This window comes from Mycolicibacterium rhodesiae, from assembly GCF_002086695.1.
GTDB classification, from domain to species: Bacteria; Actinomycetota; Actinomycetes; order Mycobacteriales; family Mycobacteriaceae; genus Mycobacterium; species Mycobacterium rhodesiae.
Genome location: NZ_MVIH01000008.1, coordinates 40,593 through 63,654, shown reverse-complemented (window position 1 = coordinate 63,654; position 23,062 = coordinate 40,593). Strand labels below are relative to the sequence as shown.

Annotated in this window: 25 protein-coding genes and 1 pseudogene; 8 read left to right on the top strand and 18 right to left on the bottom strand. The window is 65.7% G+C overall.

Features of this window, described 5'->3' with window-relative positions; genetic code table 11:
* Positions 1-56: 56 nt before the first annotated feature.
* The gene (locus tag BST42_RS17430) at positions 57-503 is read right to left on the bottom strand and encodes an Rv2324 family transcriptional regulator (protein WP_083120576.1); all 447 of its coding nucleotides are present in this window, start codon (positions 501-503) and stop codon (positions 57-59) included.
* Between the two features lie 124 nt (positions 504-627).
* On the opposite strand from BST42_RS17430, the gene ddaH reads away from it, so the two are divergent.
* From ddaH to BST42_RS17410, 4 genes are read left to right on the top strand one after another with little or no spacing between them, the layout of a single operon-like run.
* Complete coding sequence (gene ddaH / locus BST42_RS17425; protein ID WP_083120575.1) at positions 628-1,473, top strand: dimethylargininase; 846 nt, start codon at positions 628-630, stop codon at positions 1,471-1,473.
* Positions 1,470-2,708 carry an ornithine--oxo-acid transaminase gene (gene rocD / locus BST42_RS17420; RefSeq protein WP_083120574.1) on the top strand — a complete coding sequence of 413 codons (1,239 nt, stop codon included), beginning with the start codon at positions 1,470-1,472 and terminating at the stop codon, positions 2,706-2,708. Before ddaH ends, rocD begins: the two co-directional genes overlap by 4 nt.
* 33 nt (positions 2,709-2,741) lie before the next feature.
* Positions 2,742-4,238 carry an amino acid permease gene (locus BST42_RS17415; RefSeq protein ID WP_083120573.1) on the top strand — a complete coding sequence of 499 codons (1,497 nt, stop codon included), beginning with the start codon at positions 2,742-2,744 and terminating at the stop codon, positions 4,236-4,238.
* A complete protein-coding gene (locus tag BST42_RS17410) occupies positions 4,235-5,116 on the top strand; it encodes a universal stress protein (protein ID WP_083120572.1) in 882 nt (293 codons plus the stop codon). Before BST42_RS17415 ends, BST42_RS17410 begins: the two co-directional genes overlap by 4 nt.
* Positions 5,117-5,119: 3 nt before the next feature.
* Here the strand turns inward: BST42_RS17410 and BST42_RS17405 are convergent, their stop codons facing one another.
* On the bottom strand, positions 5,120-5,974 hold the full coding sequence (locus tag BST42_RS17405) for a mycofactocin-coupled SDR family oxidoreductase (protein ID WP_036343475.1): 855 nt from the start codon (positions 5,972-5,974) through the stop codon (positions 5,120-5,122).
* A gap of 252 nt (positions 5,975-6,226) precedes the next feature.
* Between BST42_RS17405 and BST42_RS17400 the strand changes: the two genes are divergently transcribed.
* Positions 6,227-6,487, top strand: a complete 261-nt coding sequence (locus tag BST42_RS17400) for a hypothetical protein (RefSeq protein WP_083120571.1) — start codon at positions 6,227-6,229, stop codon at positions 6,485-6,487.
* A 6-nt stretch (positions 6,488-6,493) separates the two neighbouring features.
* Here BST42_RS17400 and BST42_RS17395 read toward each other — a convergent pair whose 3' ends face one another.
* The 8 genes from BST42_RS17395 to BST42_RS17360 form a co-directional block, all read right to left on the bottom strand.
* Complete coding sequence (locus BST42_RS17395) at positions 6,494-7,741, bottom strand: arginine deiminase (protein ID WP_083120745.1); 1,248 nt, start codon at positions 7,739-7,741, stop codon at positions 6,494-6,496.
* An 89-nt stretch (positions 7,742-7,830) separates the two neighbouring features.
* Positions 7,831-8,685, bottom strand: coding sequence for an SHOCT domain-containing protein (locus tag BST42_RS17390; protein WP_083120570.1), 855 nt, complete (start codon positions 8,683-8,685; stop codon positions 7,831-7,833).
* A gap of 106 nt (positions 8,686-8,791) precedes the next feature.
* Complete coding sequence (locus tag BST42_RS17385) at positions 8,792-9,091, bottom strand: hypothetical protein (protein WP_083120569.1); 300 nt, start codon at positions 9,089-9,091, stop codon at positions 8,792-8,794.
* 114 nt (positions 9,092-9,205) lie between these two features.
* Positions 9,206-10,396, bottom strand: coding sequence for an elongation factor Tu (tuf, locus tag BST42_RS17380; protein ID WP_036343471.1), 1,191 nt, complete (start codon positions 10,394-10,396; stop codon positions 9,206-9,208).
* 123 nt (positions 10,397-10,519) lie between these two features.
* On the bottom strand, positions 10,520-12,622 hold the full coding sequence (gene fusA / locus BST42_RS17375) for an elongation factor G (protein ID WP_083120568.1): 2,103 nt from the start codon (positions 12,620-12,622) through the stop codon (positions 10,520-10,522).
* An 82-nt stretch (positions 12,623-12,704) separates the two neighbouring features.
* Entirely contained in the window at positions 12,705-13,175 is a 471-nt protein-coding gene (gene rpsG / locus BST42_RS17370; protein ID WP_036343469.1) for a 30S ribosomal protein S7, read from the bottom strand.
* Positions 13,175-13,549, bottom strand: a complete 375-nt coding sequence (gene rpsL / locus BST42_RS17365; RefSeq protein ID WP_036343468.1) for a 30S ribosomal protein S12 — start codon at positions 13,547-13,549, stop codon at positions 13,175-13,177. Before rpsL ends, rpsG begins: the two co-directional genes overlap by 1 nt.
* Positions 13,550-13,869: 320 nt before the next feature.
* Positions 13,870-14,508, bottom strand: coding sequence for a TetR/AcrR family transcriptional regulator (locus BST42_RS17360; RefSeq protein WP_083120567.1), 639 nt, complete (start codon positions 14,506-14,508; stop codon positions 13,870-13,872).
* Positions 14,509-14,704: 196 nt separating this feature from the next.
* On the opposite strand from BST42_RS17360, the gene BST42_RS17355 reads away from it, so the two are divergent.
* On the top strand, positions 14,705-14,815 hold the full coding sequence (locus BST42_RS17355) for a DUF3060 domain-containing protein (protein ID WP_165760873.1): 111 nt from the start codon (positions 14,705-14,707) through the stop codon (positions 14,813-14,815).
* A gap of 58 nt (positions 14,816-14,873) precedes the next feature.
* Complete coding sequence (locus tag BST42_RS17350) at positions 14,874-15,272, top strand: DUF3060 domain-containing protein (RefSeq protein WP_083120744.1); 399 nt, start codon at positions 14,874-14,876, stop codon at positions 15,270-15,272.
* Here the strand turns inward: BST42_RS17350 and BST42_RS17345 are convergent.
* The 4 genes from BST42_RS17345 to BST42_RS17330 form a co-directional block, all read right to left on the bottom strand.
* Complete coding sequence (locus tag BST42_RS17345; protein WP_083120566.1) at positions 15,269-16,042, bottom strand: crotonase/enoyl-CoA hydratase family protein; 774 nt, start codon at positions 16,040-16,042, stop codon at positions 15,269-15,271. The two genes, BST42_RS17350 and BST42_RS17345, sit on opposite strands and share 4 nt — an antisense overlap.
* Complete coding sequence (locus BST42_RS17340; protein ID WP_083120743.1) at positions 16,039-16,752, bottom strand: PaaX family transcriptional regulator C-terminal domain-containing protein; 714 nt, start codon at positions 16,750-16,752, stop codon at positions 16,039-16,041. The genes BST42_RS17345 and BST42_RS17340 overlap by 4 nt, the downstream gene beginning before the upstream one ends.
* Before the next feature lie 25 nt (positions 16,753-16,777).
* Entirely contained in the window at positions 16,778-17,668 is an 891-nt protein-coding gene (locus BST42_RS17335) for a crotonase/enoyl-CoA hydratase family protein (protein WP_237159493.1), read from the bottom strand.
* Between the two features lie 100 nt (positions 17,669-17,768).
* Positions 17,769-19,397, bottom strand: a complete 1,629-nt coding sequence (locus tag BST42_RS17330) for an acyl-CoA dehydrogenase family protein (protein ID WP_083120564.1) — start codon at positions 19,395-19,397, stop codon at positions 17,769-17,771.
* Positions 19,398-19,459: 62 nt separating this feature from the next.
* On the opposite strand from BST42_RS17330, the gene BST42_RS17325 reads away from it, so the two are divergent.
* Complete coding sequence (locus BST42_RS17325; RefSeq protein WP_083120563.1) at positions 19,460-19,795, top strand: cupin domain-containing protein; 336 nt, start codon at positions 19,460-19,462, stop codon at positions 19,793-19,795.
* A 33-nt stretch (positions 19,796-19,828) separates the two neighbouring features.
* On the opposite strand, the pseudogene BST42_RS17320 reads toward BST42_RS17325, so the two are convergent.
* From BST42_RS17320 to BST42_RS17305, 4 genes and pseudogenes are all read right to left on the bottom strand, one after another.
* A pseudogene (locus tag BST42_RS17320) lies at positions 19,829-20,667 on the bottom strand (extracellular catalytic domain type 1 short-chain-length polyhydroxyalkanoate depolymerase).
* A 2-nt stretch (positions 20,668-20,669) separates the two neighbouring features.
* Positions 20,670-21,422 carry a deoxyribonuclease IV gene (locus BST42_RS17315; RefSeq protein WP_083120562.1) on the bottom strand — a complete coding sequence of 251 codons (753 nt, stop codon included), beginning with the start codon at positions 21,420-21,422 and terminating at the stop codon, positions 20,670-20,672.
* Positions 21,423-21,463: 41 nt separating this feature from the next.
* Positions 21,464-22,111, bottom strand: coding sequence for a dihydrofolate reductase family protein (locus BST42_RS17310; RefSeq protein WP_083120561.1), 648 nt, complete (start codon positions 22,109-22,111; stop codon positions 21,464-21,466).
* 103 nt (positions 22,112-22,214) lie between these two features.
* On the bottom strand, positions 22,215-23,030 hold the full coding sequence (locus tag BST42_RS17305) for a type IV toxin-antitoxin system AbiEi family antitoxin (RefSeq protein ID WP_237159492.1): 816 nt from the start codon (positions 23,028-23,030) through the stop codon (positions 22,215-22,217).
* Positions 23,031-23,062 lie beyond the last annotated feature (32 nt).

Below are 23,062 nucleotides of genomic sequence, written 5' to 3'. Positions count from 1 at the left end.
GTGTTCTTACACGATCGCCGTCGCGAAGTGCGCGCCAGCCTGCACCAACCGACCAGTTAGGCGGGTGCCCGGTCGATCAGGTTGGACAGCACCACGATGCTCTCGCTGCGTTCGATGTCGGCGCTGGATCTGATGCGTTCCAACGCAGCCTCCAGATGTCTCATATCGCGCGCCAGCACATGCAGGATGGCATCCGAAGTTCCGGTCACAGTGGCGGCACTGATGATCTCCGGTATGTCAATCCAGGCCGCGCGCAACCGATCTGGCGCGATCGTGCCGTGGCAGTAAACCTGGACATAGGCCTCGGTGTTCCAGCCCACGGCGCTGCGATCGATCACCGTGGTGAAACCGCGGATCACTCCGGCGTCCAGCATCCGGTCGACCCGGCGCTTCACCGCCGGAGCCGACAGGTTCACCCGTTCCCCGATCTCGGCGAAGGTGGCCCGGGCATGCTCGGCGAGCTCGGCCAGGATCCGCTCATCGGTGTCATCCAACCGGTCCATTGGGCACCCTTTCCGCGCTGTACACAACAAATCATCGCGATGTTAGCTCTCACGCAATAGATCGTTCATAGACACGCAATAGGTGTCGATTGATTGCGTGCAAAGCCGCTTCTATCGTTGATTCATGACGATATCCCCCGATGTCGCCGTCGGGTCGACGAGGACACCGCGCAGCCAGCGACTCCGCCACTACGCCATGACCCCACCGACGTACTTCACCGTCGAGTACGCCATCAACCCGTGGATGGACACCAGCACGCCCGTCGACACCGAGTTGGCGCTCAGCCAGTGGGAACACCTGCGCGACACGTATCGCCGGCTCGGCCACACCGTCGATCTCGTCGAGCCCGTAGCGGGCCTGCCGGACATGGTGTACGCCGCCAACGCCGGACTGATCATCAACGGAACCGCGATCGTCGCCCGGTTCAAGCACGCCGAGCGGCACGGCGAATCGGTCGCATATGCCGCCTGGATGGGCCAACACGGGCACGATCCGATAGCCACCCGCCACGTCAACGAGGGCCAGGGCGACCTCTTGATCGTCGGATCAATGATTCTGGCAGGCACCGGTTTTCGCACGCATCCGCACGCACATGCCGAGGTGGGCGCCCTCACCGGCATGCCGGTGATCTCGCTGGAGCTGGTCGACCCGCGGTTCTATCACCTCGATACCGCGTTGACGGTGCTCGACGACACCACGATCGCCTACTACCCGTCGGCGTTCTCCGACGACGCCCGAACCCAGCTGCGCCGACTTTTCCCCGACGCCATCGAAGTGGCGAGCGCCGATGCCTACGTGCTGGGCCTCAACGCGGTGTCCGACGGCAAGCATGTGGTGCATCCCGCGCAGGCCACCGGCTTCGCCGAGCAACTCCACCGGGCCGGCTTCCACCCCATCGGTGTCGACCTCTCCGAGCTGCTCAAGGGCGGCGGCTCGGTGAAATGCTGCACACTGGAGGTGTTTTCATGACCATGGCCGACACCCTCACCGGCGCCACCGCCGAGGCAATCGCACTGGACAACGCCTATGCCGCGCACAACTATTCGCCGCTTCCGGTGGTGGCCTCCCATGCCCGCGGCGCGTGGATCACCGACGTCGAGGGCCGCCGTTACCTGGACTGTCTCGCGGCGTACTCGGCGGTGAACTTCGGCCACCACAACGACGAGATCGTCGCCGCCGCCCACCGCCAGCTCGACGCGCTGACGTTGGTGAGCCGAGCTTTCCACTCCGATCAGCTCGGCCCGTTCTGTGCCGCGCTGGCCGGGCTCTGCGGCAAGGACATGGTGCTGCCGATGAACAGCGGCGCCGAGGCAGTGGAAAGTGGCCTCAAAATCGCGCGCAAGTGGGGCGCCGACGTCAAGGGTATCGCCGCCGGGATGGCGAATATCGTTGTCGCCGAGAACAACTTCCACGGACGTACGATCAGCATCGTCAGCTTCTCCTCCGATGACACCGCCCGCGGCGGCTTCGGCCCGTTCACCCCCGGCTTCCGGTCGGTGCCGTTCGGTGACGCTGACGCTGTCGCAGCCGCGATCGACGAGAACACGGTCGCCGTGCTGATCGAGCCCATTCAGGGCGAAGCCGGGATCATCGTCCCGCCCGACGATTACCTGCCCCGGCTACGCGCAGTGTGCACCCAGCGCAACGTGCTGCTGATCGCCGACGAGATCCAGTCCGGCCTGGCCCGCACCGGCCATACCTTCGCCTGCGACCACTGGGGTGTGGTTCCCGATGTTTACCTGCTCGGCAAGGCACTCGGCGGCGGCGTGGTTCCGCTCTCGGCGGTGGTGGCCGACCGCGACATCCTCGGGGTTCTTCATCCCGGCGAGCACGGATCGACGTTCGGCGGCAATCCGCTGGCCGCGGCGATCGGTTCCACCGTTGTCGACATCCTGCGGCGCGGTGAATTCCAGTCCCGCTCAGCCGAACTCGGCCTGCATCTGCACGCCCGGTTGCGGTCGCTGATCGGCCACGGGGTACTCGCTGTACGCGGCATGGGACTGTGGGCCGGCGTAGACATCGACGAGCGACTCGGTACCGGCAAGCAGCTCAGCCTCGCCCTCGCCGAACGCGGAGTGCTGGTGAAGGACACTCATGGTTCGACGTTGCGGTTCGCTCCCCCGCTGGTGATCACCGCCGAGGAGATCGATTGGGCGGTTGGGCAGTTCGCAAGTGTGCTGGCGCAGGCGGGTGCACACTCTTAACGAGTAGTTCAGTTTGGTGACCCAGGAGGCACTATGACCGCACCGCCGCTGAGCCTCTCCCAGCAGCTGTTCCGTCGCCGCCCCGTTGCCGGCGCTCCGGTCGCACACGGCGCCTCCGACCATCTGAAGCGAAGTATCGGCACCTTTCAGCTGACGCTCTTCGGTGTCGGCGCGACCGTCGGCACCGGCATCTTCTTCGTCCTGTCCGCGGCGGTGCCGGAAGCCGGCCCGGCGGTGCTGGTCTCGTTTCTGCTCGCCGCCGTCGCGGCCGGGCTGTCGGCGATCTGCTACGCAGAGATGGCGTCGTCGGTACCGGTGTCGGGCTCGACCTACTCGTACGCCTACACGACGATGGGCGAAGTCGTCGCCATGGGTGTGGCAGCCTGTCTGCTTCTCGAATACGGCGTATCCATCTCGGCCGTCGCCGTCGGGTGGAGCGGTTATCTGAACAAGTTGTTGCAGAATCTGTTCGGGTGGCAGCTGCCGCAGTCGTTGAGCGCCGCCCCCTGGGACTCCGCCCCCGGAATCGTCAATCTCCCCGCGGTCCTTCTGATCCTGATGTGCATGGCCCTGCTGATCCGTGGCGCAAGCGAGTCGGCCTTCGTCAACACCGTGATGGTGTTGATCAAGCTCAGCGTGCTGGGGATGTTCATCGTCATCGCGCTCACCGCGTTCAACGCCGACCACTTCCACGGCTTCTGGGACAAGGGTGTTCCCGGCATCACCACCGCCGCGAGCATGATCTTCTTCTCGTTCATCGGCCTCGATGCGGTGTCGACCGCCGGTGACGAAGTGAAGAATCCGCAGAAGACCATGCCCAGGGCCATCATCGCGGCTCTCCTCGTGGTCACCACCTTCTACATCCTGGTCGCGTTCGCCGGCCTGGGCACGCAGGACGCGGCGGACTTCGGATCGGACGAACAAGCCGAAGCGGGCCTGTCGGTGATCCTGGAGAACATCACCGGCAGCACCTGGGCCAGCACCATTCTGGCCGCCGGCGCGGTGGTCTCCATCTTCTCGGTGACGCTGGTCGTGATGTACGGACAGACGCGCATTCTCTTCGCGATGGGCCGAGACGGGCTTCTGCCGTCGATGTTTGCAAAGGTCAACCCGCGCAGCATGACTCCGGTGGGCAACACCGTCATCGTCGCCGTCGTCACCGGCATTCTCGCGGGCTTCATCCCGCTGAACTGGCTGCTCGATGCGGTGTCGATCGGCACCCTGGTCGCGTTCATCACCGTGTCGGCCGGTGTGATCATCCTGCGGGTGCGTCAACCCGACCTCGAGCGGCCGTTCAAAGTCCCGGGCTACCCCGTGACGCCCGTTCTCTCGATCCTGGCGTGCGCCGCGGTGCTCTACGGCCTGCGGTGGCAGACGTGGTTGGTCTTCGGTGGTTGCGTCGCTCTGGTGTTGCTCTTCTATCTGCTCTGGGGGCGACGCCACAGCGCATTGAATGCCGACGGCTCCGATGGTTACATTCCGACCGCCGTGCCCGGCGACGACGACGTGATGATCAAGGATGAGCCGTGACCGTCGCCGTCGGCTACCTCGCGGGAAAGAGTGGTCGCTCGCCGTTGTATCTGGCGGTCGAAGCGGCCAGGACGCTGCAGACGTCGCTGACCGTGGTGACGGTCGTGCCACGACCCTGGATGACCCCGTCGCTCGGCCGCATCGACGCCGAATATGCCCAGTACGCAGAACAATTGGCGACGAACTCCGCGGCGCAGGCCCGGGACTGCATTGACGCGATCGCCGACGGCCTCGACGTCAGATATCACAAGGTGTCGCACCGCTCGGTGTCCGGCGGCCTCCTGGAAGCGATCTCCGAGTTGGACGCGGAGGTTCTGATATTGGGTTCGGCCGCCGACGGAAAGCTCGGGCAGGTCGTAATCGGCTCGACCGCCGACCGCCTGCTGCACTCGTCGCCGGTACCGATGGCGATCAGCCCGCGCGGCTACCGCGGTTCGAAGGCCGGCGGCCTGACCCGGATCACGGCCGCCTACCCGGGCACGGCCGACACACTGCATGTCGTGCAGCGCGTCGCCGCGCTCGGCCGACGGCTCAACGTGCCTATGCGGGTGATCACGTTCGCGGTTCGGGGCCGAACGATGTACCCGCCGGAAGTCGGCTTGAGCGCGGAGGATTCGATTCTGGAACAGTTGGCCGGTTACGCACGAGAGGCATTGGCGCAGTTGAAGACCGACGGCGTGGTGGGACCGGACGTCGATGTACAGGTGGCCACCGGCAACGGCTGGGACGATGCTCTGGACGCCGTCGATTGGCAAGACGGTGATCTGCTGGCTATCGGCACATCGCCCGCCGGCGGAATCGCGCGGGTGTTCTTGGGCTCGCGGGGCTCGAAGATCCTGCGGCACAGCCCCGTTCCGGTGCTGGTACTACCGGGCTGATCGCTAGTACTTCATCACACCGCGGTCGACGCTGATCTGGGAACCCGACAGGGTCGCGGATTGGTCGCCGGCCAGCCAGACCACCACGTCGGCGACCTCGTCGACGTTCATGAAGTCGGACCGCTTGCCTGTCGCGTTCTGGCCCACCGGGAGGTAGGGCATCGGGGCGAAGCCGTGCAGATAGCTCGGGTGCGCGCCGAAAACGCCCAACATGGCGTCGTTTTCGGTCATCGGGGTGGCCACCGAGTACGGGTGAATGGAGTTGACCCGGATGCCGTACTCGCCGGCTTCCAATGCGAGCGAGTTCGTCAGTGCGGTCAGCCCGTGCTTGGACGCGGCGTAGTGGCTGTTGCCCGGCGTGGCCTTCACCCCTGCCGACGAACTGACCACGATGATCGAGCCGCCGTTGCCGGCCTCGATCATCGCCGGGACGACGGCACGTAGCGTGCGCCAGGTTCCGGTGAGGTTCGTGTCGATGACGGTGTTCCACTGTTCGTCGGTCAGTTCCCACAGCCGGCCCCAGGACAGCACGCCGGCGTTGGCCACCAGGATGTCGAGCCTGCCGAACTGCTCGACGCCGTCGGCCACCAATTGGCGCACCGCGGCGTCGTCGCGGACGTCGACTTCGCGTCCCAGCACTTTGCGGCCCTCGGCCTCCACCAACCGGACGGTCTCGTTCAGGTCCTCGGGGGTCGTCCCGGGATAGGGAATGGTGTCACTGACAGAGGCACAGATATCGGAGACGATCACGTCGGCGCCTTCGCGTGCCAGCCGCACAGCGTGGGCGCGGCCCTGGCCTCGCGCGGCACCGGTGACGAACGCCACTCGCCCTTCGAGCGTCCCCGACGATGTTGTCATCAATGGTCCTTTCAGTCAGCCCAGGCCAGGCTAGCAAGAGAGTTGGAACGTGTTCTAAATACTTCCCGGCCAGTGGTCGCAAATGTGACGTCGTGTTTGCCCATGACCTCCTCGGGTATTGCTGCTGGACGGGTTCAGAGGCCTTGATTGCCGAGAGACGCAGCGGAATTCGACCGCACCAGCGCAGACCCGATCCACAGCTAGCCCCTAGCCACGGGGTAGTGACATCCCCTACCAACATCAGGGAGAACCATGCCATTGACGACATTGACCATCCGTCGCATCGCACCCGCACTGCTGACCGGCGCGGCTGCCGCGCTCATCGCCGCCCCCATCGCGGCCGCAGCACCGCAGAATGACTGCACTGTTCCGCAGACGTCGACCTCGATGTGTCAGACGTCCGGCGACGTGGCGACGCCGCCCGATCCCGCCGGTGGTGCCGGCAACGCCAACGACCAGAACGGTGCCTACGGACCCAACGGGAACACTCCCCCGGTGGGCGGCAACAACTGACCCGGCTCAGTAGTCGACCGGGTCGCGGACGATCGGGCAGGTCATGCAGTGGCCACCGCCTCGTCCGCGACCCAGTTCGGCACCGACGATCGTGATGACCTCGACGCCGGCCTTGCGTAACAGCGAGTTGGTGTGGGTGTTGCGGTCGTAGGCGAACACCACACCCGGCTCGACGGCCACCAGATTGTTGCCGCTGTCCCACTGCTGGCGCTCGGAGTCATAGGCGGTGCCACCGGTTTCGACCACCCGCAGTGCGCCGAGGCCAAGGGCGTTCGCCACCACTTCCACGAACGGTTTGGTCTCTTCGATGACGTCCAGCCCCGGCGCCGAATCACTGGGCAGCAGCGTGAAAGTCTGGATGTTGTCGACGATTTCGGGATAGATCGTCACCACATCGCGATCGGCGAAGGTGAACACCGTGTCGAGGTGCATCGCGGCGCGCAGTTTCGGCATCCCCGCCACGACGATCCGTTCGGCCGCGCCGCGTTCGAACAGTGTCGCCGCCACCTGGGTGATCGCCTGTCGTGAGGTGCGTTCGCTCATCCCGATCAACACCACGCCGTTGCCTGGCACCAACACGTCGCCACCCTCGATAGTGGCCATCCCCCAAGACTTTTCGGGGTCACCCCACCACACCGTCGATCCGGCGAAATCCGGATGGAACTCATAGATGGCCTTCATCAACAGCGTCTCGTCGTGCCGGGCCGGCCAGAACAGCGGGTTGAGGGTCACACCGGAGTAGATCCAGCAGGTGGTGTCGCGGGTGTACAGCGTATTGGGCAGCGGCGGCATCAGATACTCGGTGATTCCCGCATGCTCGCGGGCCAGGGCACGGTAGCCCCGACCGAGATCGACGGGTAGGTCGCGGGTCGACAGCCCGCCGATCAGGAACTCGGCGAGTCGACGGGCAGGCAACTCGTCGAGGAACGATCTGGTGTCGTCGACCAGTCCCATACCAACCTCGTTGGCGACGATCTTGCGGTCGAGAAGCCAGGTGCGGCCGTCCGGAATCTCCATCGTCTCGGTCAGCAGGTTGTGCAATTCCACCACCGCCACGCCGCGGTCCCGCATCTTGTCTATGAAGTCGAAGTGGTCCCGGCGAGCGTTCTGCACCCACAGCACGTCGTCGAACAGCAGGTCGTCGCAATTGGTCGGGGTCAGCCGCTCGTGGGCCAGGCCGGGTGAGCACACCAGCACCTTGCGCAGCGTTCCCACCTCGGAATGCACGCCGTACGACGCAGATGCAGACGTCACCACATCACTTCCCTTCCCCCAGAGTGCGATTGCGTGATCAGCGCCCCGAGCACGTCGGCCTGCGTCGGTGCTTCGGTCGAGGCCATCAGCTAGAGGTCGGCCAGGATCTGTTGTCGTTTGGCGGTGTATTCAGCCTCGGTGATCGAGCCGGTTGCCCTCAGGGTCTCGAGCTCTTGAAGACGTTGCGCGGTGGACACTTCCGGCATCGGCGGCGGCACGTATGGCGGAGCGGCGGCGGTGGGTTGCGCAACCGGCGGTGGCGTGGCGGCTACCGGTTGCCCGGTGGCGGCCCGCCGGACGACGGCCATCACCTGTTGGCGCACCGCAGGATTGGACCGGATGTCGATGGTGCCATTCATCGGCACGCCGTTGGCGCGCAAGATCTGCATGATCTCCATCAGCGGGCCGGCCTGCCCTCGCAGGTCGTAGGTCTTGTTGTCCTCGGCGAGCGTGAACTGCGCGGGCACCACGCCGGCGATCAAAGCGCTGGCGTTCCAGTCGATTTCGTACTTCTGCGTGCCCGGCTCGACGAGCGCGACCAACTTGTGGGCGTTGAGGATCTGCATGCGGGTCGGGCTCGACGCCATCGTTTCCTGACTGTCGAAACCCTGATAACCGGGCACCTCGAAGTGGAGGTTCACCTTGATCATCTGCTGGTCGTTGACGAACCACGAGGTATCCGAGATACCGGTGATCTGCGCCAGCACCAGAACGCCGCGTTGATTCAACTCTTCGTGCTTGGCCGCCGACTTCATCCCCGAGTTGGTCAACCACAGGGCGGCGAGCACGTCGCCCGCCGTGATCAGCAGGCCGACCCAGAACATCCACCCGATGTAGGGCCGCGCGAACGGCCCGAGGGCGAAGTAGACGATGAGGAAGATCGGACCGACGAGGCCACCGAACAGCAGCACGGTCAGTTGCGCTTTGAGATACCGCCCGAACATTTGGCACACCCCTTTTCGGCCAGCAATGTCGCGATCAGACTAACTCCGCGACCGCCGCTTGGGATCACTTGTCGTGTGTCTGTGAAGATGCTGCCGACAGCCCTGTTCAGGGGGTTTGCAGTAGCTGGTCCAAGGCCGGCAACTGAGGGACCAGATGACTGACGAACACCTCGAGACTGTTCTGGGCCCCGGGGTCTGCCTGCGGCACGGGCCGGACAGGCGCCGGGGACGCCGGGTGGGCGGCCGGCTGGCTGCGCGGCGCCGGGCGCACGTGGTGCACGTCGACGCTGGCCGCGCTGACCATCAGCACCGACGCGACGAGTCCACCGAGCACCACCAGCAGAGCCGCGCCGCCGAACAGGACCGACGGCGGGTATGCCGGCTGCTGAAAATCGTCGTCGTCCATGGCCCCACCCCGCTGTGGATGCCGAAGCCTAGCACCGGCGCGAGAGTGGTTCACCACAAACGAAAGCGGCGCCCACCCGAAGGTGAGCGCCGCTTCGTGCGACTAGTACCTAGATCACTTGATGATCTTGGTGACCCGGCCGGCGCCGACGGTGCGGCCACCTTCACGGATCGCGAACCGCAGGCCCTCGTCCATGGCCACGGGCTGGATCAGCTTGACGGAGATGTCGGTGTTGTCACCGGGCATCACCATCTCGGTGCCCTCGGGGAGGGTCACCACGCCGGTCACGTCCGTGGTACGGAAGTAGAACTGCGGGCGGTAGTTGTTGAAGAACGGCGTGTGCCGGCCGCCCTCGTCCTTGGACAGGATGTAGACGCTGCCCTCGAACTCGGTGTGCGGGGTGGTGGTGCCGGGCTTCACGACGACCTGGCCGCGCTCGACGTCTTCGCGCTTGACGCCACGAACCAGCAGACCGACGTTGTCGCCGGCCTGGCCCTGGTCGAGCAGCTTGCGGAACATTTCCACACCGGTGACCGTGGTCTTGGTGACGGTCGGCTTGATGCCGACGATCTCGACTTCCTCGTTCACGTTGATCACGCCACGCTCGACACGACCGGTGACCACGGTGCCGCGGCCGGTGATCGTGAAGACGTCCTCGACGGGCATCAGGAACGGCTTGTCGGTGTCGCGGACCGGGTCCGGGATCGACTCGTCGACGGCGTCCATCAGATCCTCGACGCTCTTGACCCACTGCGGGTCACCCTCGAGGGCCTTGAGTGCGGACACCTTGATGACCGGGGCTTCCTCGTCGAATTCCTGGGCGGCCAGCAGTTCGCGGACCTCCAGCTCGACGAGCTCCAGGAGCTCCTCGTCGTCGACCATGTCAGCCTTGTTCAGCGCCACCAGGATGTAGGGGACGCCGACCTGGCGGGCGAGCAGCACGTGCTCGCGGGTCTGCGGCATGGGACCGTCGGTGGCGGCGACCACCAGAATCGCGCCGTCCATCTGGGCGGCACCGGTGATCATGTTCTTGATGTAGTCAGCGTGACCGGGGGCGTCAACGTGCGCGTAGTGACGCTTCTCGGTCTGGTACTCCACGTGGGAGATGTTGATGGTGATACCGCGCTGACGCTCCTCGGGCGCATTGTCGATCTGGTCGAATGCGCGCGATTCGTTCAACTCGGGGTACTTGTCGTGCAGAACCTTGGTGATTGCTGCAGTCAGCGTGGTCTTGCCGTGGTCAACGTGACCGATGGTCCCGATGTTGACGTGCGGCTTCGTCCGCTCGAACTTCGCCTTCGCCACTTCTGTGTCCTCCTGGACTTGTTGGTGCTCTTACTTAAGCAGGGTTGATCTTTGCAGTTGTGGTTCTCCGCAACGGCGGCAGGTCAGATTACTGAACGGTACCGATGGGGCCGTTCACTTCGTTCACTGACCCGTCGCCTTCGCGATGATCTCCTTCGACACGTTCGCCGGAACTTCGGCGTACGAGTCGAACACCATGGAGTAGTTGGCCCGGCCCTGGGTCTTCGACCGAAGGTCGCCGACGTAGCCGAACATCTCCGACAGCGGAACCTGCGCCTTGACGACGCGCGCACCGCTGCGCTCTTCCATGGCCTGGATCTGACCACGGCGGGAGTTCAGGTCGCCGATCACGTCACCCATGTAGTCCTCGGGGGTGGTGACCTCGACGGCCATGATCGGTTCCAGGATGACCGGCTGCGCCATGGCGGCAGCCTTCTTCAGGACCTGGGAGCCGGCGATCTTGAAGGCCATTTCCGACGAGTCGACGTCGTGGTACGCACCGTCGAGCAGCACGACCTTCACGTTGACCAGCGGATAGCCGGCCAACACGCCGTACTGCATGGCATCCTGCGCACCGGCATCCACCGAGGGGATGTACTCACGCGGGATGCGGCCACCGGTGACCTTGTTCTCGAACTCGTAGGTCGCACCATCCTCGCCGGTGAACGGCTCGAGGTTGATGAGGACCTTCGCGAACTGGCCGGAACCACCGGTCTGCTTCTTGTGCGTGAACTCGACGTTGGTGGCGGCGCGCTTGATGGTTTCCTTGTAGGCCACCTGCGGCTTGCCGACGTTGGCCTCGACCTTGAATTCGCGGCGCATGCGGTCCACCAGGATGTCCAGGTGAAGCTCGCCCATCCCGCCGATGACGGTCTGGCCGGTCTCCTGATCCAGGTGCACCTTGAAGGTCGGATCCTCTTCGGCGAGCTTCTGGATGGAGAGGCTCAGCTTCTCCTGGTCGCTCTTGGTCTTCGGCTCGATGGCGACCTCGATCACGGGATCGGGGAACGTCATCGACTCCAGCACGATCTGGTTGTTCGGATCGCTCAGGGTGTCACCGGTGGTGGTGTCCTTGAGGCCGATCACCGCGTAGATGTGACCGGCGGACGCCGACTCGACCGGGTTCTCCTTGTTGGAGTGCATCTGGAACAGCTTGCCCAGCCGCTCCTTCTTGCCCTTGGTCGAGTTGATGACCTGGGCGCCGGAGTCGACCTTGCCCGAGTACACCCGGACGTAGGTCAGCTTGCCGAAGAACGGGTGCGTGGCGACCTTGAACGCCAGCCCGGCGAACGGCTCGTCGGCCGACGGCTTGCGCGAGATGATCTCGTCTTCCTTGCCCGGGACGTGGCCTTCGGCGGCCGGAACGTCCAGCGGGGTCGGAAGGTAGTCGATGACCGCGTCGAGCATGGGCTGCACGCCCTTGTTCTTGAACGCGGACCCGCACAACACCGGGTAGCCGGCGCTGGTGACGGTCAGCTTGCGCAGACCGCCCTTGATCTCCTCGATGGTGAGCTCTTCGCCGCCCAGGTACTTCTCCATGAGGTCGTCATCGGTCTCGGCGATGGCCTCGATCATCGCGGTGCGGTATTCCTCGGCCTTTTCCTGCAGATCGGCCGGGATATCGACGACGTCGTACTTCTCGCCGAGCTTCGTCTCGCCGCGCCAGACCTTGGCCTTCATCTCGACCAGGTCGACGACACCCTCGAAGTCACCTTCGGAGCCGATCGGCAGCTGGATCGGAACGACGTTCGCGCCGAGGCGGTCCTTCATGGTCTGCACCGAGAAGTAGAAGTCGGCGCCCAGCTTGTCCATCTTGTTGACGAAGCAGATGCGCGGGACGTCGTACTTGTCGGCCTGACGCCAGACCTGCTCGGACTGCGGCTCGACACCTTCCTTGCCGTCGAAGACGGCGACGGCACCGTCGAGCACGCGCAGCGAACGCTCCACCTCGACGGTGAAGTCGACGTGGCCCGGGGTGTCGATGATGTTGATCTGGTTGTCGTTCCAGAAACAGGTGGTAGCGGCCGAGGTGATGGTGATACCCCGCTCCTGCTCCTGCTCCATCCAGTCCATCGTGGCGGCACCGTCGTGCACCTCACCGATCTTGTACGAGATACCGGTGTAGAAGAGGATGCGCTCGGTCGTTGTCGTCTTGCCGGCATCGATGTGCGCCATGATGCCGATGTTGCGGACCTTGTTCAGGTCGGTGAGCACGTCCTGTGCCACGGCTAAATTCCCACTCTTTCGCTTCTCAATTTGGTGTGGTCATGCGCCGGGAGCCGCCACGCGGTGACCGCCGGCAGTGCAATCACCAGCGGTAGTGCGCGAAGGCCCGGTTCGCCTCGGCCATCTTGTGGGTGTCTTCACGCCGCTTCACGGCTGCACCCAGGCCATTGCTGGCGTCGAGGATCTCGTTCGCCAGCCGCTCGATCATGGTCTTCTCGCGGCGCGCCTTGGAGAAGCTCACCAACCAGCGCAGGGCCAGCGTGGTGGAGCGTTCCGGGCGGACCTCGACGGGCACCTGGTAGGTCGCGCCACCGACACGACGGCTGCGCACCTCGAGGGCGGGCTTGACGTTGTCGAGAGCGCGCTTCAGGGTGATGACCGGATCGGTGCCGGTCTTGTCACGAGCCTGCTCGAGCGCACCATAAACAATGCGTTCTGCCAGCGATTTCTTCCCGTCCAGCAGAACTTTGTTGACCAGCTGGGTGACCAGCTGCGAGCCGTAGACCGGGTCATTGACCAACGGGCGCTTCGGCGCGGGACCCTTGCGCGGCATTAGCTCTTCTCCTTCTTCGCGCCGTAACGGCTACGGGCCTGCTTGCGGTTCTTGACACCCTGGGTGTCAAGCGAGCCGCGGATGATCTTGTAGCGCACGCCGGGGAGGTCCTTCACACGACCGCCGCGGACCAGCACCATCGAGTGCTCCTGGAGGTTGTGGCCCTCACCGGGGATGTAAGCGGTCACCTCGACGCCGGTCGTCAGCTTCACGCGCGCGACCTTGCGAAGTGCCGAGTTCGGCTTCTTCGGGGTGGTCGTGTACACGCGAGTGCACACGCCGCGGCGCTGCGGGCTGCCCTTGAGGGCCGCGGTCTTCACCTTCGCGACCTTGTCGGTGCGACCCTTGCGGACCAGCTGCTGAATGGTTGGCATCTACCGGCTTTCTTCTCTCGTACGTCTTTCGGCGCTTCTCAAGTCTCTGTACTGCTGTTTTCACCCCGCGGCGTACCCCGCTGCCGGGCGTGTCGCACACACCGTGCACCGGTCGAATCCGATGCATACTGGACATGCGAATTGGCCCGGCGTGCGCGCATGCGTCCCCGCAAGCGCCCCTAACGGCCAGGCACGAGCTTCCACGATACCAGGCGCGGCACGCCCCTCCAAACTCGGTGCGCGCCGCCTTACTGCAGGTCAACGCGTGAATGTTGGCGCCGGTTCCCGACAGCACCGATATTCGGGTGCCCGATGTGGGCTCAGCCGTCCGCTTCGTTCCGGCGTGCCATCCCGGCGGCCAGCCGCAGGACCATGTCGGAGAACACGACGTCAGCGTCGACCATGTCCATCACGCCCGTCATCTCCAGCAGGACGAACCCGTGGATCGCCGCCCAGAACTCCAGCGAGGCATAGAACGCGCCGTCGCCGTCCAGGCCGTACGACGCCAGCACCTCGATGACCGGGGCCGCGGCGGCATGCGACGCGGCCGTGAACTCGGGGTCGTCACCCCCCAGCGGCATGCGGGTGAAAGCCGAGTATCGGCCCGGGTGATGGTGGGCGTAACTGCGGTAGGCGCTGGCCATCGCGGTCACGGCATCGTCGCGGGTGCGGCCCTGCCCGGCGGCCGACAGCATCCGCAGGATGTCGTCGACGACATGCATGCGGACGGTGCGACGCAGATCATCCAGGCTGTGGACGTGGTTGTAGAGCGACGGGCCCTTCGTCCCCAACTGGGTGGCCAGGGCGTTGATGGTCAGTCCGTCCCAGCCCTCCCGATCGAGGAAGGTCAGGGCCGCGTTGACGATGACGTCGCGGCTGAGCTTGTTCGACCTCGCCGACGACCGGGTTCCGGGGCGCGGGCGGGCAGCCGCCGACTCCGGTTCCGGCCGAGTTGTCATCGCAAGCCCTTCACTGGTGGATCGACGGAGAACTCTAGTTGAACGACCGGCTGCCCCGTGGGCTCCAACTCGGGTTCGGTGAAAGTAAGACATGTCGGTGAGCTGGGGACACCGCGGTGACGCGTTCATCATGACCTGCGTTGCCGCCCCGGCGAGGGGTATCACCACAACGGTCACATACCCGGTGTAGAACCATATCGCCGCCACGGGATCGTGCTGGGCCGTCATCACGCAGGGCTCGTCGAACACCGTGCTGGCCGATAACGTCGTCTACGACATCACGGCCTCGACCACGGCCGCGGGTTGACAATGACGAACCGGATCGACAGCGTTCCGGCGTAATCGCGAAGGACGGACGAATGCCGATGCACTCCCCCACACTCATCGCTGGGATCAGCGTTCTCGCCGCCATCGCCCTGGCGGGCTGCGGATCCACCAGCAAGGAATCGCCCTCGCCGACGGCAACCGCCGGAGAATCCGGAGCACAGGTAGAGGTGGGCAACACCATCAACTACGGCTCGTTCGGCACGACCGCGGAGATCGACTGCGCCGACGGCAAGTCGCTGAACGTCGGCGGTTCCAACAACACTCTGACGGTCAAGGGGACGTGCGCGTCGGTCAACATCGGCGGCGCGGACAACAAGATCACCTTCGGCACGATCGACAAAGAGCTCTCCGTCGTCGGGCTCAACAACACGATCACTTACAAGGGCGACCCGAAGGTGAACAATCTGGGCTCGGGGAACACGCTCAACAAGTCTTAGGCCTTCTCCCCGTGCCTGCCGGCGCCCTTGGCGAACCGCTGCGCACCGGCAAGGGACTCGGCGGCTACCCGCGACAGGCTGCCGAACTCGAAATCCATGGCATCGGCTTCGGACTGGCCCCACTGGTTGAGCGCCGACGTCCGGTCCGAACGCAGGCACAGCTGCGGAAGCTGAGCCAGTTCGGCGGCCAGTTCCTCGGCGGCCTGGCGGCTCTGCCCTGGCGGCACCACGCGATTCGCCAGGCCGATGGCCAGCGCTTCCTCGGCGCCGACGGCCCGGCCGGTCAGGATCAAGTCCATCGCCCGGCTGTGACCGATGAGCCGAGGCAGGCGCACGGTGCCGCCGTCGATCAGCGGTACCCCCCACCGGCGGCAGAACACCCCGAACACGGCGTCTTCTTCCGCCACCCGCAGGTCACACCACAGCGCCAGTTCCAGGCCACCGGCCACCGCGTAGCCGCTGACCGCGGCGATCACGGGTTTGGACAGTTGCATGCGGCTGGGGCCCATTGGCCCGGGGCCGTCGCGGTGGGTGGGGTTGGTGTCCGGCGTGCCGATGGCCTTGAGATCGGCTCCGGCACAGAAGGTTCCGTTGTCGCCCCAGAGCACGGCCACCGACGCCGACTCGTCGTTGTCGAACTCGTCGAACGCGTTGAACAGAGCCATCGCCGTAGGACCGTTGACGGCGTTGCGGGCCTGTGGACGGTCGAGGATCACCGTTGTGACTTCTCCGTTGCGTTCGACTCTCACCGGATTCCGTTCGTCGGTCATGTCGCCTCCACCAATTGTCCCTCGTCACGCCGCGCGACCAGTTCGGCGGCGAAATCTGCATAGGCCCGCCGCAGCGCAGCACCGGGCCAGCGCGCAGGCAACAATTCTTCCGGCAGCACCGGATCGGTGAGCAGATGACGCACAATCGCGGCCGCGGCACGAAACCGCGCCGGAATGTCCTGCGCCGCAGTCACCTCGTCGAGAAGCCGCTGTCCGGTGACCGCCCAGCCATGCAGATCCCACAGCCGCCCGGTCAGCTCGGCCGGATCGTCATCGCGTGAACGCAGCACCCGCACTCGTTCGGCGATCTCGGCTGGCAGCTCGTCGTCGAGGTTGTCCGGGCGTAACCAGACGCCCTCCCGGATCTCACCGAACCGCTTGATCTGCAGAGTGTTTCGCAGCGCGGCGCGGGCACGGGCATCCATACCCACCGCGGTGATCACCAAGGTGACCCAGTCGCCGTTCCAGTCGCGCATGCGCGGGTAGAGCGCATCGTCCTGGCGGCGCTGGCGGGTCAACAACCGGTCGGACAGTCGATACCCGTCGTCGGAACGCACCAGATCGCCGGCGGCCACCATCCGCGTCAGCGCCACCCGCAGCGTCTGCTCGCGGATACCGAAATCCGATGTCAGTTGCAGCAATTCAGCCGACGTGGCCCACGCGGGGTGTGCGCCGAGCAATACGCTCAGCACCACCGACCGAGCCGTCATCTTCGCCAACGACTGCGGCACGGTGTCAGACCCCCGACGCGCGGCGCCCGTGGTCACCGAACGGTTCGTCGCGGTGGCGGACCGCCTCGCGGAAGCCGTGCTCGCGGGCGTCCGCCACGAACGCGTGCCCCTCCGGGGTGTGCCGGGCGATTCCGTCGAACACTGTGCTGACCATCCGGCTGGTCGCCACACCCTGCTGATACAACGCGGTGTTCATCGCCAGCTTGACCATGATCAACTGGTTCACCGGCACCGCGGCGATGCGCTCGACGAGCCGTTCGGTGCGCTCGTCGAGGTCGGCCGGATCCGGCGCCTCGATGGCCAGGCCCCACTCGGCGGCCTGCGCTCCGGTGATGCAATCCCCGGTCAGCAGAAGGCGTTTGGCCCGCTGATCACCCAGCCGATGCGCCCACAGGCCGGCCGCGGGAACGCCCCACACCCGCGTCGGCGGATAGCCGATCTTGGCGTCGGAGGCGGCGATCACCTGGTCGGCGTGCAGCGCGATATCGGTGCCACCCGCGACGCAATACCCGTGAATCTTCACCACCGTCGGCTTGTCGGCGTGCATCAGGCTGGAGAAGCCGCGCACGAAGCGGCTCATCATCTGATAGTCGATCATCGGGTCCCACGGACGGTCGGCCTTGTGGTTGACCGCCTGCGTCTTGCCGTCGAGCACGGTGCCCTGCCGGTCCCCGCCGCCTGCCGACGACGAGCCGTCGGCGTAGGCACCGAGATCGAAACCGGCGCAGAACCCTTCGCCGCGGCCCGACACCAGGATCACGTGCACCTTCGGATCGAGGTCGGCGCGTTCCACCAGCGCGGCCAACTCCAGCGGCGTCTCGGCGACGATCGCGTTGCCCTTGTCGGGGCGGTTGAAGGTGATGCGGGCAATCCGATCGGTGACCTCGTAGGTCATCGTCTTTAGTTCGGTCACTTCAATTCCCTTCGCGAGCAGACGCAAAGGTAGCCAAAATTGCGGCGTGTCGGAGACTTTTGTGTCTGCTCGCGGGAGGCCGTCATCCCTTCACCAGGCAGCGTTCGATGATCGGCGCCAGGTCGAGCCCGGCCGGCAGCGTCCCGAACGCGCCGCCCCAGTTGCCGCCGACCCGGGAGGCCAGGAACGCCTCAGCGACCGCGGGATGACCGTGGCGGACCAGCAGCGAACCCTGCAGCGCCACCGTGATGTCCTCGGCGATCCTGCGCGCGCGGTACTCGATGCCGTCGAGGTTCTCCAGCTCGGAACGCAAGCCGGCCACGTGCGTGTCCAACCGCGCGTCCGCACCTGCGGTGAGCGCCAGTTCGTCGAAGAGGACGCCGACGCATTCGGGACGGGTTGCCATGGCGCGCAACGTATCCAGTGCACTGACGTTGCCGGAGCCTTCCCAGATGCCCATCAGCGGCGCCTCCCGGTAGAGGCGCGGCATTCCGGACTCCTCGGCATAGCCGTTGCCGCCCAGGCATTCCATCGCCTCGGCGGCGTGCGGGGTGGCACGTTTGCACACCCAGTACTTGGCCGCAGCCAGGCCGATCCTGCGCAGCAAGGTCTCGCGTTCGTCGCCGCGGACGACGGCATCGGTGGCTCCGGCCATCCGCATCGCAACGATGGTGGCGGCCTCGGCCTCGACGGCGAGGTCGGCGATCACGTTGCGCATCAACGGCTGATCGATCAGATAGGCGCCGAACGCCTTGCGGTGCTGAGTGTGGTGCACCGCGCGGGTAAGACCGTTGCGCATGCTGGTGGCACTGCCCAGCGTGCAGTCCAGCCGGGTGAGGTTGACCATCTCGATGATGGTTGGCACGCCGCGGCCTTCCTCGCCGACCAGCCAGGCGACGGCACCGTCGTACTCCACCTCGCTGGAGGCGTTGGCATGGTTGCCGAGCTTGTCCTTCAAGCGCTGCAGGAACATTCGGTTGCGGGTGCCGTCGGGAAGTACGCGCGGCAGCATGAAACAGCTCAGTCCGCCGGGTGCCTGAGCCAGCACCAGGAAGATGTCGCTCATCGCCGCGGAGGTGAACCACTTGTGACCGGTGATGGTGTAACTGCCGTCCCCGTTGGGGACGGCCTGGGTGGTGCCGGCACGGACGTCGGAGCCGCCCTGCTTCTCGGTCATCGACATTCCCGCGGTGATACCGACTTTGGTGGCAGGCACTTTCAGCTCGGGGTCGTATCTCCGGCTGGTCAGCAGCGGCTCGTAGATCGCGGCGAGCTCGGGGTTGTGCCGCAGCGCGGGGACAACGGCGTACGTCATCGAGATCGGGCAGACGTGCCCGGGTTCGGGAGTCCACACCCCCATCTTCGCCGCGCGGACCACATGGGCGCCGGGACGCTCGTCGGCCCACGGCGCAGCGTGCACGCCGTGGGCGATCGCGGTGCGCATCAGCTCGTGATAGGCGGGGTCGTACTCGATCTCGTCGACGCGGTAGCCGTAGCGGTCGTGGGTGTGCAGGATCGGGACGTTCCGATCGGCCAGCTCTCCCCAGCGTTGCGCCTGGGCACTGCCCGCGAGCGCGCCGAGCTCGGTGACCTCGTCCAACCCCCACTGGCCGCCCTCGCGAATGAGGGCCTCGATCAGGACCGGCGAGCTGGCCGGGTTGTGGTCCGTCAGCGGCGGGACCTGATTGATGACGACATGCGTATCCGACATGCCATCACTATTACAGTTCTACGACAATCGCACAAGATTCGTAATATGGCAGGCTGGATGGCGTGAAGCCGAACTCCGTCATCCACGCCGCCACCCAATGGCTCGAACACGAACCGGTGCCTGCCGACCAATCGGTGCGCGGTGAGCCGCACACCGGGACAGCCGAACTCGGAGCGTTCGGCGGCCTCGAGGTCGGAGTGTGGGAGATGACGCCCGGAGTCATGCGCGATATCGAAGCCGACGAACTGTTCGTGGTGCTCTCGGGCGCCGCCACTGTCGAGTTCGACGACGGCACCCCGACGATCACGCTGAGCGCCGGCGACGTGGTGCGGTTGGCCAAGGACACCCCGACCGTGTGGACGGTGACCGAGACGCTGCGAAAGGTGTATCTGGTCTAGGTTCGGCGGGCAGGAGCGAGCCGACCCGGGGAATTACGCGCGCCGGCCCGGGTGCGCGGCGAAGAAGGCCCACATCCGCTCGGTGGCGAACGATGGCCAGTCATGGCCGCCATCGGCCACGGTGATCAACTCGACGCTGCGTCCGCTCGGACAACTGGCGACCGATGTCGTCAGATCCCCGTCGACCGTCGTCGCCGGAGAACCACAATGATCGACGTTGCGCCAGAACGCACTGACCTCTGGCGGTGGCGTCGTCGCGATCGGCATGACGGTCCCGGGTTGGCCGTCATACCGGACCAATCGGTCGGCGGTGCCGTGGATGTGCAGCACCGACGTCGGGCGCGGGGCCGGGCACGCCGCGAGCTGAGTGGCCGCGTCCGGCCCGATAGCCGCGAAAAGGTCGGTGTTGCAGGCCAATTTGTACGCCATGATGCCGCCGTTGCTGATCCCGGCGGCATAGATGCGCGCTGGGTCGATGTCCAGCTTCGCGGAGATGTCATGGACAGCGGCGGTGATGAAGCCGACGTCGTCGACGTTGTCCTTGCTCGCTTGTCCACAACACCCGTCGGCGTTCCACGATCCGCCGACCCCATCGGGATAGGCGACCACGAACTTGGCGGAGTCGGCCTGCCCATCCCAGCCGTACTGCCGCTGCGCCTGTTTCGCGCTGCCGGTCCAGCCGTGCAGCATCACGACCAGCGGCGCCGACTGCGGCAGACCGTCGGGAACGTAGAGCCGGTAGTCGCGGTCGACGCCGCCGACCTGGATCGTGTGCGCACTGACGCACTGACACCTGGCGCGAACCCGGTCGCGGGTGCGCAGGCCGCTACCAGGAACAGCGCGAACAGCAGCGCGACTCCACGGACCCACACGGCTAGCTGAGGTGTTCCCGCAGAAAGGCGATGTCGTCCTTGCGTCCTTCGTCGGCCGTCTCGCAGATCACCGGTGCGTCGGCCGCCTGCACGACCGCGACCAGAAGCTGCGGATCAATCTGTCCGGTACCGAAATTGGCGTGCCGGTCAGCGCCGGACCCCTTGGCATCGCGGGAATCGTTGCAGTGCACCAGGTCGATGCGGCCGGTGATGGCTTTGATCCGCTCGACGGCGTCGATCAGCTCCTCGCCGGCCGCCCAGGCGTGGCAGGTGTCGAGGCAGAACCCGATACCAGTGTCGGCGATGCGCTCCCACAGCCGGGCGATGGTGTCGAAGTGGCGGGCCATCGCATGATCACCGCCTGCGGTGTTCTCCAGATACACCGGCACACTGGTCTCCAGCTGCGCGAGGGCCTTGGCCCAGCGTTCGAAGCCGGCCTCCATGTCGTTGTCGTCGGCGTGACCGCCGTGCACGATCACCGCGGTCGCGTCGATCTCGGCGGCGGCGTCGCACGTGTCCTGCAGGATCTTGCGGGACGGGATGCGCACCCGGTTGTTGGCCGACGCTACGTTGATCAGATACGGCGCATGCACGTAGAGCGGGACCGGCGACACCTTCAGCGTCTCGGCGTCGTCGCGCGGCTTGGGCTTCTTCCAGCTCTGCGGGTTGCCGAGAAAGAACTGCACCGCCTCGGCGCCGTCGGCGGCCGCGGCCGCCAGCGGGTCGTCGCCGTGGACATGGGAACCAATGAGCACGGGTCGAGTCTAGGCGCGCGCACCGACGCCGCGCACAACCGTCATCGCCGCCAGAACAGGTGATGGGTGACCCCACTAGGGCTGGGCACGACCTCGTGGTGGAACCTGTCGTCGAGCTCGTCGGGCGACTCCCACAACCGCGATCCGGCGCCGATCGTCACATCGGCGACCGCGACGTGCAGCGTGTCGATCAGACCGGCGTCGAGGAACTGCCGGACCGTCGTCGCACCCCCGCCGAGCCGGACGTCCTTGCCGCCGGCAGCCGCTTTCGCCTGCTCCGCAACGCGCGCCGGGCTGCCGGAGGTGAAGTGAAACGTCGTCTCCCCCAACGTCAGCGACGGCCGTTCGTGGTGGGTCATGACGAACACCGGTGTGTGGAACGGTGGCTCCTCACCCCACCAGCCCTGCCACTCCGGGTGGTCCTCCCACGGTCCGCGGTACGGACTGAACTTGTTGCGGCCCATGATCTCCGCGCCGATGTTGTTGAAATAGTCACGGGTGAAGTAGTCGTCGAGGCCACGGGTACCGCCCGGGTCGCGCCGGCCCACCCAACTGGCCGTCGCACCCACCCAGGCGAAAAGGGCGGGTTGGTCGGCGTCGCCGAACGGCCGCTGCAGGCATTGATTGAGTCCCGCGCCGAAGCCGTCGCGCGACAGCATGAAGTTGTGGACTCTGAGTAGTTGCGTCACATGTGTGTGGACTCCCGCGGCCGCCCGAACTCATCGCGCTTTTCGGCGCGAGCAGACACAAAAGTCCCCGACACGCCGCGCATGCGGAACCCTTTGTGTCTGCTCAGCCCGCGATGCGAACGGCGTCGATGCAGCTGGCCACCCGCCCGACCAGCTCGCTGGGGTACCGCCGTACATCGTCGACGACGAAGCGCACCAGGGTCCAACCCATATCCTGCAATCTCGCCGTCTTAATGCGGTCGCGCTTCCAGGCTGTCGGATTGGCATGCCATTCCATGCTGTCGTACTCCGCAGCGAGCATCGCCTCGGGCCAGGCGAAGTCGACCCGCCACAGGTCACCACAGCGATCGACGATCTCGTACTGGAGTGTCGATGGCCCAATGCCACCGTCGATGAACACCAGTCGCGCTTCACTTTCCATCGCCGACTCGGAGCGGGCATCGACATACGGCAGCAAGTCCCTGACATTGACGATCCCGCGACGGCCCGCCTGCTCACGCACCGCAGCCGCCAATTCTGCCTGCGTGCAGGCGGTACTTCGTACGGCCGCATCAAGAACCGCGAGCGCTCGCGGCCGCCGTAATGATCGCGCCGTTTCGATGGCGGTCCAGGCCGGTGAGGTGACAAGCCGCCCATGTATCCGCCGTAATGGCGCGCCTATTCGCTGGTGCACCACCAAACCAGCCGTCGGCCGCACTCGAACGCCCGGATCGAGCACATGGATCCGCCTGTCCTTTTCGGTATCGAAGCCATAGAGACCGGCTGCGGTGCTCATGCAAGCGACCATCTTCTTGCCAGTCATGAGGTCAAGTCCCGCCAGCCTGGTGATGGTGTCAGGTTCCGACAGGGCGTAGACGCCGTGCCAAACCCGGATGAGTGCGCCCGCGTTGATGTGGGCGGCCAGCGACTTGCGCGACATCACGCTGAGCAGCTGCCCTGTCGTCGCGAGCC